The organism is Paracoccus spongiarum (assembly GCF_030732095.1).
Lineage (GTDB): Bacteria > Pseudomonadota > Alphaproteobacteria > Rhodobacterales > Rhodobacteraceae > Paracoccus > Paracoccus spongiarum.
Window position 1 is genome coordinate 94559 of the sequence record NZ_JAVAMQ010000012.1, and the last position, 8213, is coordinate 102771.

Annotated in this window: 8 protein-coding genes and 2 pseudogenes; 7 read left to right on the top strand and 3 right to left on the bottom strand. The window is 65.8% G+C overall.

Going from position 1 to position 8213, the window contains the following annotated elements; translation table 11 throughout:
- Nucleotides 1-6 precede the first annotated feature (6 nt).
- Nucleotides 7-1473: a mannitol dehydrogenase family protein gene (locus Q5Y72_RS13750; protein ID WP_305963997.1), complete on the top strand. Its 1467-nt coding sequence runs from the start codon at nucleotides 7-9 to the stop codon at nucleotides 1471-1473.
- Between the two features lie 17 nt (nucleotides 1474-1490).
- Here the strand turns inward: Q5Y72_RS13750 and Q5Y72_RS19915 are convergent, their stop codons facing one another.
- Both Q5Y72_RS19915 and Q5Y72_RS13760 read right to left on the bottom strand, forming a co-directional pair.
- A complete protein-coding gene (locus tag Q5Y72_RS19915; RefSeq protein WP_371930830.1) occupies nucleotides 1491-2312 on the bottom strand; it encodes a YigZ family protein in 822 nt (273 codons plus the stop codon).
- Between the two features lie 62 nt (nucleotides 2313-2374).
- Nucleotides 2375-2686: pseudogene (locus Q5Y72_RS13760) on the bottom strand (Fur family transcriptional regulator); the annotation flags it as partial.
- 140 nt (nucleotides 2687-2826) lie between these two features.
- On the opposite strand from Q5Y72_RS13760, the pseudogene Q5Y72_RS13765 reads away from it, so the two are divergent.
- Together Q5Y72_RS13765 and Q5Y72_RS13770 are read left to right on the top strand one after the other, a co-directional pair.
- A pseudogene (locus tag Q5Y72_RS13765) lies at nucleotides 2827-3709 on the top strand (metal ABC transporter solute-binding protein, Zn/Mn family); the annotation flags it as partial.
- Complete coding sequence (locus Q5Y72_RS13770) at nucleotides 3705-4583, top strand: manganese/iron ABC transporter ATP-binding protein (RefSeq protein ID WP_305963998.1); 879 nt, start codon at nucleotides 3705-3707, stop codon at nucleotides 4581-4583. The pseudogene Q5Y72_RS13765 and the gene Q5Y72_RS13770, both read left to right, overlap by 5 nt.
- Before the next feature lie 280 nt (nucleotides 4584-4863).
- On the opposite strand, the gene Q5Y72_RS13775 is transcribed toward Q5Y72_RS13770, so the two are convergent.
- A complete protein-coding gene (locus Q5Y72_RS13775) occupies nucleotides 4864-5379 on the bottom strand; it encodes a helix-turn-helix domain-containing protein (RefSeq protein WP_305963999.1) in 516 nt (171 codons plus the stop codon).
- Between the two features lie 278 nt (nucleotides 5380-5657).
- Here Q5Y72_RS13775 and Q5Y72_RS13780 point away from each other — a divergent pair, with 278 nt between their 5' ends.
- The 4 genes from Q5Y72_RS13780 to Q5Y72_RS13795 all read left to right on the top strand — a co-directional run.
- Nucleotides 5658-6875 (top strand): transposase domain-containing protein, encoded by a 1218-nt coding sequence (locus tag Q5Y72_RS13780; RefSeq protein ID WP_305964000.1) that lies wholly within the window; start codon nucleotides 5658-5660, stop codon nucleotides 6873-6875.
- A gap of 2 nt (nucleotides 6876-6877) precedes the next feature.
- Nucleotides 6878-7657, top strand: a complete 780-nt coding sequence (locus tag Q5Y72_RS13785) for an AAA family ATPase (protein WP_305964001.1) — start codon at nucleotides 6878-6880, stop codon at nucleotides 7655-7657.
- Nucleotides 7654-7899, top strand: a complete 246-nt coding sequence (locus Q5Y72_RS13790) for a hypothetical protein (RefSeq protein WP_305964002.1) — start codon at nucleotides 7654-7656, stop codon at nucleotides 7897-7899. Before Q5Y72_RS13785 ends, Q5Y72_RS13790 begins: the two co-directional genes overlap by 4 nt.
- On the top strand, nucleotides 7896-8213 hold a 318-nt coding region (locus tag Q5Y72_RS13795; RefSeq protein ID WP_305964003.1), incomplete at its 3' end, for a hypothetical protein. The genes Q5Y72_RS13790 and Q5Y72_RS13795, both read left to right, overlap by 4 nt.

Genomic DNA, 8213 nt, shown 5'->3' on the forward strand with positions numbered 1-8213 from the left:
AAAGCCATGGCGATCACCCTGTCTCAATCCGCCCTCGACCAGATGCCCGGCGAGGTCGGCGTGCCGACCTATGACCGGGCGGCGCTGCGTCCCGGCATCCTGCATGTCGGCATCGGCAATTTCCACCGCGCCCATATGGGCTGGTATCTGGACCAGCTGTTCGAACAGGGCGCCGGCCATGACTGGGCGCTGATCGGCGCGGGCGTCCGCCCCGGCGACGCCGCGATGCGCGACCGGCTGGCCGCGCAGGACTGGCTGACCACGGTGGTCGAACTGGACCCCGAGGGCCTGTCGGCGCGGGTCATCGGCGCAATGGTCGATTTCGTGCCCGTCGATCCCGCGGCGGTGATCGCGGCGATGGCCGATCCGGCGATCCGCATCGTGTCGCTGACGATCACCGAGGGTGGCTATTACGTCGATGCCAAGACCGACGGCTTCGACGCGGCGCATCCCGACATGGCCCATGACGCCGCGAATCCCGACGCGCCGCACGGCGTCTTCGGCATGATCCTGGCCGCGCTGCGCCAGCGCCGCGCGGCCGGCCATGCGCCCTTTACCGTGATGTCCTGCGACAACCTGCCCGAAAACGGCCATGTCTGCGCGCGCACCGTGATCGGGCTGGCCCGGATCGCCGATCCCGACCTGGCCGAGTGGATCGCCGCCACCGTGGCCTTCCCCAATTCGATGGTGGACTGCATCACCCCCGCCACCTCGGATCGCGAACGCGCGCTGGTGGCCGACCGCTTCGGCATCACGGACGCCGCCCCTGTCGTCTGCGAGCCCTACCGGCAATGGGTGCTCGAGGACAATTTCCCGCAGGGCCGCCCGCCGCTGGAAAAGGTCGGCGCGCAATTCGTGACCGATGTCGGCAAGTACGAACTGATGAAGCTGCGCATCCTCAATGGCGGCCACGCGGCGATCGCCTATCCCTCGGCGCTGCTGGGCCATCATTTCGTCCATGACGCGATGGCCGATCCGCAGATCGAGGCCTGGCTGCGGGCGCTGGAGACGCGCGAGGTGATCCCGACCCTGAAGCCCATCGAGGGCGTGGACTATGCCGATTACCTGGAACTGATCGTCAGCCGCTTCGCCAATCCCGAGATCGGCGACACCATCCAGCGGCTCTGCCTCGACGGCTCGAACCGGCAGCCGAAATTTATCCTGCCGACGCTGGCCGATGCGCTGAAGGAGGGCCGCGACATCGACGGTCTGGCGCAGGAGGTGGCCTTCTGGTGCCGCTATTGCGAACGCACCGACGAGGCCGGCAACGCCATCGCCCCGAATGACGACAACAGCGAGTCGCTGCGCGAGCATGCGCTGGCCTCGCGCGGGGACCCGCTGGCCTTCCTGCAGAACCGCACGGTCTTCGGCGGGCTGGCCGACGACCCGCGCTTCCAGGAGGCCTTTGCCCGCAAGCTGAAACTGGTCCAGGACCAGGGCGTGCGCGCCGCCATCGCGACCTATCTGGGCTGAGGCACCGCCCGGCGCCGTCAGCCGGCGCCGCGATCCCCCAGCCCGGTTTCGCGCAGGTAGTGGCGCACCGCCGCCGCGACATGGCGAAAGCGGTCGCCGCCCAGCGGCCTGCCGCCATACCAGCGGGTAACGATCACCATGTGATCGCGCAGCCCGGCGCGGTCCAGCATCTGCAGGATCTGCGCCCCGGCCCCCGCCTCGCCGTCATCGTCACGAACCGGCTCGTCCCCGAGAATCGCGGCCCAGCTGTTGTGGGTGGCCCGTGCAAACCGCTTGCCGCGCCGCAATTCGGCCAGCAGCGCCGCGGCCTCGGCCCTGCTGCGCGCGGCCCCGCCCGAGACCGCATAGCGCGAGCCGCGGTCGCTGATGATCCTGTCAAAGACCTGCAATCCCATTCCGATCCCCTCGCGTCGGGGGCCGGTCGCCCCCGGCCCATGCCGCGCGGCCTCGTCGGCCGCGAGGGCGGCACGGATGCGCCTGCACGCCCGGGCGATGTTCATCACCCCGTCCAGCTGCCCGCGCCCGCCCTCAGGCGCGACGACGCCGGCTGCGGCGCGGGCCGGGCGCATGGTCGCGTCCCGATGGCCGGCCGCCGCGTGCTTCGGCGCGGGTCGTCCCGTCGCATGGGTGGTACGGATGCCGACATACAGGATCAGGAGGGCGCCGTGGCTGGCCTTGCTCGGGATGCGGCAGGGCGCACATCCCAGACGCGTTCGGGGGATCGCTGCGCCGCCGCGGACGGCCGGACCGTTCAGCGTGACCGCCTGACCCGCGACCAGCGGCTCGCAGGCGGCGGCGGGGCCGGTCCGCAAGGCTGCGATCACGATCATGCGGCGCATCGGGCTTTCCCTGATGGTGAGCGCCCATCGAACACGGCTCGGAGCCGTCTGTCCACCCGCCGTCACGGCGTGCGGCGGCGCACATACAGCTCCAGCCGGTGATGGGCGATCTCATTGCCCATCTCGGCGGCGATCTCGGCCTGCAGGCGCTCGATCCGCTCATGGGTGAACTCCGTGACCTCGCCGGCCTCGACATCGATCATGTGGTCGTGGTGGCGCTGGTCGGCAGCCTCCCACCGGGCCGGCTGGTCGCGGAATTCCAGCTTGGCGATCACGCCCCGGGTCTGCAGCGTGATCAGCGTGCGATAGACGGTGGCCAGCGACACCCCTGCCCCCGCGGCCTCCGCGCGGGCGTGCAGCTCCGAGGCGTCGGGATGATCCTCGCTGGCCGCAGCGCCGCCTCCAGTTGCCGTGCCTGTCGTTCCGACATGGGCCGAGCCTGCCCAGGAACGTGCTCAGTTGCAACTGGTTCCCACCTGTCGACAGTTGCGAACGGTTTGCCGATCCACCGCCCATGAACCGACGCGCCCTCCTTGCAAGCCTGTGCCTGTCGCCGGCCCTGCTGGCCGGTCGGGCGCGGGCCTCGGATGGCGCACCGCGGCGCGTGGCGACGCCCGTCACGATCATCGCCGACAAGGCGCGGCAGGTCGCGGGCGGCATGGCCGAAATCGTCTCGATCACCCGTCCCGGCGCCGACATCCGCAGCTATCAGCCGACGCCTGGCGACCTTGTGCGCGCCACGGGCGCCGGGCTGATCCTCGCGAACGGGCTGAACCCTGAATTGTGGTTCCAGCCGTTTCTGGACAAGCTGGGCGACGCCATCCCCACCGCGGTGGTCAGCGCGGGCGTGACGCCGATGCCGATCCGCGGCGGCGACTATGCCGGCAAGCCGAACCCGCATGGCTGGATGGCGCTGGATTCGGCGTTGGACTATGTGGACAACATCGCCGCGGATCCGGCGAACGCGACCGGCTACCGCGCCAATGCCCGGGGCTACAAGGCGCGCATCGCGGCCACCATCGGCCCGCTGCCCGACGCCGCCGCGCCCTCCCCGACAACCGCCGGTGGCTGGTCACCTCGGAGGGCGCCTTTTCCTACCTCGCGCGCGATTTCGGCCTGAACGAACCGCATCTGTGGCCGATCAACGCCGACGCGCAGGGACACCGCAACAGGTCCGCCACGTCATCGACATGATCCGCGCCACCGGGGCGCCGGTGCTGTTCTCGGAAAGCACGGTCTCGGACCGCCCGGCCCGGCGCATCGCCGCCGAAACCGGCATCCGCTATGGCGGGCAGCTGCATGTGGACAGCCTCTCCGAGGCAGACGGCCCGGTGCCCACCTGTCTCGACCTGCCGCGCGTGATCTGCCAGACCATCGTGAAGGAACTCGCCCGTGACCGAGGCCGCCACGTCGCCGCCCGCCCCGCCCGACGGCATCGCCGTCAGCGGCCTGACCGTCACCTATCGCAGCGGCCGCACCGCCCTGCGCGACGCAAGCCTGACGGTGCCGCAACGCTTGGTCACGGCGCTGGTCGGCGTCAACGGCGCGGGCAAGTCCACGCTCTTCAAGGCGCTGATGGGCTGCATCCCCGGTGCGCGGGGCCATGTCCGCATCCTCGGCCACGAGGTCGACGCGGCGCTGGCCGCCAATCTGGTCGCCCATGTCGCGCAGGCCGAAGAGGTCGACTGGACCTTCCCGGTGCTGGTCGAGGATGTGGTGATGATGGGCCGCTACGGCCATATGGGCTTCCTGCGCCGCCCGCGCCCGGCCGACCGCGAGGCGGTGTCCCGCGCCCTCGCAAGGATGAACATGACAGGGGTCCGCACCCGCCAGATCGGCGAATTGGCGGGCGGCCAGAAAAAGCGCGTGGTCCTGGCCCGCGCGCTGGCCCAGGACGCGCGGGTGATCCTGTTCGACGAGCCCTTCACCGGCGTCGACGTGCAGACCGAAGAGGCGATCATCGCGCTGCTGCGCGAGATGCGCGCCGAGGGCCGGGTGATGCTGGTCTCGACCCATGACCTCGGATCGGTGCCCGAATATTGCGACCGGGTGGTGATGGTCAAGGGCACGGTCCTCGCCTCGGGCCCCACCGAGACCACCTTCACCCCGGCCAATCTGCGCCGCGCCTTCGGCGGCGTGCTGCGCCATTTCGTGCTGGGCGGCCGCGACCTGCATGACGACCCCGACAGCCGCAGCGTCGATGTCTTCACCGACGACGAGCGTCCGCTGATCTTCCATGACGACCGCCACCGCACGCGCGAGGGCCACTGATGCCCACCCAGCCGACCGCCCCCTTGCCCTGGCGCAAATATCCCGGGGGGTCCGGGGGGGCAGGTGACGGCTCCCAAAAGGTTTGAGACCCCGCGAAAATCTGCGGCTTTGATTTCAAGGGGTTAGAGGGCGGAAATCCCAAAAGGTTTGATGCTTTGCGGCGTGCTTTGCGGGTGAAGGCGCGTTTGACAGCAATTCTTGCAGAAAAAATGTCAATGTTTTCAATAGTGGCATGTCGCGAAGTGTGCGGATAAACCGCACACCGCACACCTTTCGGGAACTACTTTGTTCCCTTTTCCCGATCAAGGTGGGCTTGCAGATCGTCATATAGCGCCGCGCGATCCGCTCCATACGCACGGCTGTTTCGCTTGAATCGCTCGGTCATCGCTACGAAGATTAACATCGACTTGGCTGCAATCTCTGGATCGGGGATGCCCGCGACAGTTCCGGCATCAAAGATCGACGTATCGTGCTCGGATTGCTGCGCCCTCATCCAGTCGATGAGTGATTGCACCACGTTGAAACATGCCAGCGCAAAGTCTTTCTTCGTCGCTTCGGCATCGAAGTTGTCCGCAGCCCTGCCGACCAACCAATCAAGCGAAACCCTCATCCCGTCGCTGATGGCAACGAGCGCGTCCAAGCCTGGTTTTCGCGCGCCTTCAGTCCGCATGTAGCTTTCCAGCGAGCTTTTGGGAATGCCGCATCTCTCCGCCATTTCTTGGATCGTCAACCCATTGTCTACACGTAGACGATGCAGTCGGTGAACAAGCTCGCTCGGACGCGCTACATCAATCATTGACAACACCGCATTGTATGCTTAGCCTCGTATTGTAAGTATTCTCTGGCAGCTTGGGTGACAATGTCATTATCTAACATACAGGACGATGCGGGCAAAGAGCGTTATCAGCGCGTCCGTGCGGGCTTCATCGTTAGAGGCACGACATTGAACGAGTGGTGCCGCCTTAATGGAGTGCACATTCAAAACGTGAGAAGCGCGTACTTCGAAAAATGGAGAGGCCCGGCAGCAGATGCGCTGAAGGCTCGCATTGAAGCGGCGGTTGAACTGGACAGTCTATGACGCTGCGGGTCGCTGATATCGTCGGGTTGCCCGGCGTCCCGACAACCAAACGAGGGGTCCGGGATTGGCTCAAGGCACACCAGGTCACAGTCGACTTCGACCGGAACCGCTTTACATTTGAAATTGCCGATCTTCCCCTTGCAGTCCGCCGCGCCTATGAACTTCGGCAAATCGAGGCATCTGGCCTGCCTGCTGGCGAGTATGACGATGCCGCGCATGATCGGCTCGTGGCCGCGACGCCAGCGATGCAGACGGCGGCGTTGCGCAAGGCGAAGATCGCCCGGTTTCTGGTTCTGCGCGGCGGTTCGGCTGATGTGCCGCTGACTGGCGAACTGGTCGCGGCTGTCCGGTCCGAGTTCGGCAGCAAGGGCACGGACAAGATGACGCTCAAGCGCATCCTGAAGGCGGTGGCTGGGGTCGATCCGATCAATTTTGCGCCCGCGCTGCTGCCGGAATATGACCGTGGCGGCAGGCCGAAGGCTGAGATTTCGCCGGAAGCCTGGTCCTTCTTCATGACCGCAATCAAAAAAGCCGCGCCAACTTGGCCATTGCGTTCGGCCTGGAAAGACGTGCGCGACCTGGCTGAAAGCCAAGGCTGGGCATGGCCACCATATAAGACCGTCCTGCGGCGTTGGGATGCGCTGTCAGAGGCCCAGAAACGCGCGGCCCGCTTTGGTCGAGATAATGCGGTGAGCTCCCTGAACATGCCGGTCAAGCGTGATCTGACCTCGATCCGTCCCCTGGAATGGGTATCGCTGGACGGTCGGACACTGGGTTTCTGGGTCGATTTCGGCGACGGAAAGCCCGTGCGGCCTGTCATGATCGCGTTGGTCGACAGCGCCTCGCACTATGTCCTTGGCTATGAGCTGGAGCGGTCGGAAAACGCTGTCGCGACGGCGCGGCTGATCCGCAACGTCTGCCAGATCCATGGGATTTTCGACCGGCTCTATACCGATAACGGTGCGGCTTTCGCTGGACACCTGGTCGCGGGCGGGGCCAAGTTCAAATGGCGCGGGAAGGGCAAGGGGCAGCCCGGCGTCAAGCCGCTTGGCGTCTGCTATCATCTTGGCATCGAACCAATTTTTACGGTCCCGAAGAATGCGCAAGCCAAGATCGCCGAACGCACCTTTGCCACGCTGTCCCGAGACATTGATGACCGGCCGGAATTTGAAGGGGCTCATGCCGGCCAAGCCCGCATTCCTGAACGGAGGTAAGAATGGCAGAAGTGGTTCAACTTGCCAAGCCGGGCGCGACAGCCCCGGTGACGCAAGGCTTTGTGATGACGGAAAGCGCGCAGGACATGCTGCGATCCCTGCAACTGGTCCGCACCGCTGGCGATGCGATCACCTTGATCGCCGCGGCCCCAGGGACCGGCAAGACCGAGGCGCTGCGGCAGTTTGCAGTCGGCCAAGGCTCAGAGGTCATCTTGCACACGGCGGTTGCGGGTGAAGGAACGCCATGGGGTGTGGCCTGCCAGCTCATGCAACTGTGGAACCTTGGCGCGCCGAATAGCCGCAATCTGATGGAAAGTCGCCAAATGATCGGTGCCTGCGTCGGTCGGGGTGGTCTGCTGCTCGTAGACGAGGCGCAGTATCTGGTTCAGCGCAACCCGCGTGGCAAGGATACCTGGGACTCTCTCGAATGGCTGCGGGCGATGGCGGAAGAAGGCGGGTTCTCGCTGGCGTTCTGCGGTGATCTTGCCCTTCTTGATACAGCCTCGCGCCTGCCGCAATTGTGGCGTCGGATGCGCCGCCGCGTCGTGATCAAATCCGTCTCCAAAGCAGATGTGGCTGCGCTTGCCGTTCATCGGGGAATTACCGACGCCCCGATAACCGAGGTGCTCTATCGCGTTGCCCGCCGTGGCGGTGGTCTGGGTGATGTGGATAGCGCAATCTCTCATGCGCGTCTTCTGTCTGGCGACAATATCCCCGCGCCGGCCTTCATCATGGCGGCGCTGGAAGATCTGAACCTGCTGTCGCGGGAGGATCGGGCATGACCACTGTAAACCTGACCATCCAGCTGCGACTGGCCGAGGCTGATATCCCCCATTTCAAGGGTGCCGATCTGTTCGTGATTCCTCATTTGCCCGTCGAACGCGAGGGCGTTCTGCGGGCGATGGCGGTCCTTGAACGGTTCGTTGAAGCCTCGGGCGATGCCGGCGCGATTTCGGCATTTCAGGCTGTGGGTGAAGTCTTCGCCCGCGCCAGGGTGACAGGTATGCGGAGGGCGGACGCATGAGTGCTGCTCATTCGATGCCTTCGCCGAATGCCGTATCGTTCGACGCCCTGCTCGACCTGTTCGAGGCTTATGTGGCGACGGTCGGTGTGCCGCTGCAAGACGCCGTGAACCTGATCCGGGACGAACTGGACTATCACCAGGGCGAAATCTTCCTGAAGATACTGACGCCCGTGCATGACGCCGAGCAGATGGCGCAGCAATTGCGGGTGATCCGCGCGAGGCGTCAGGCGTCAGGTGTTGTTCGACTGGAATTGTCGCGCAGCGATGCGCGTATCACGAGAACACATGCCCGCGACCTTCAGGAACTGGTCGGC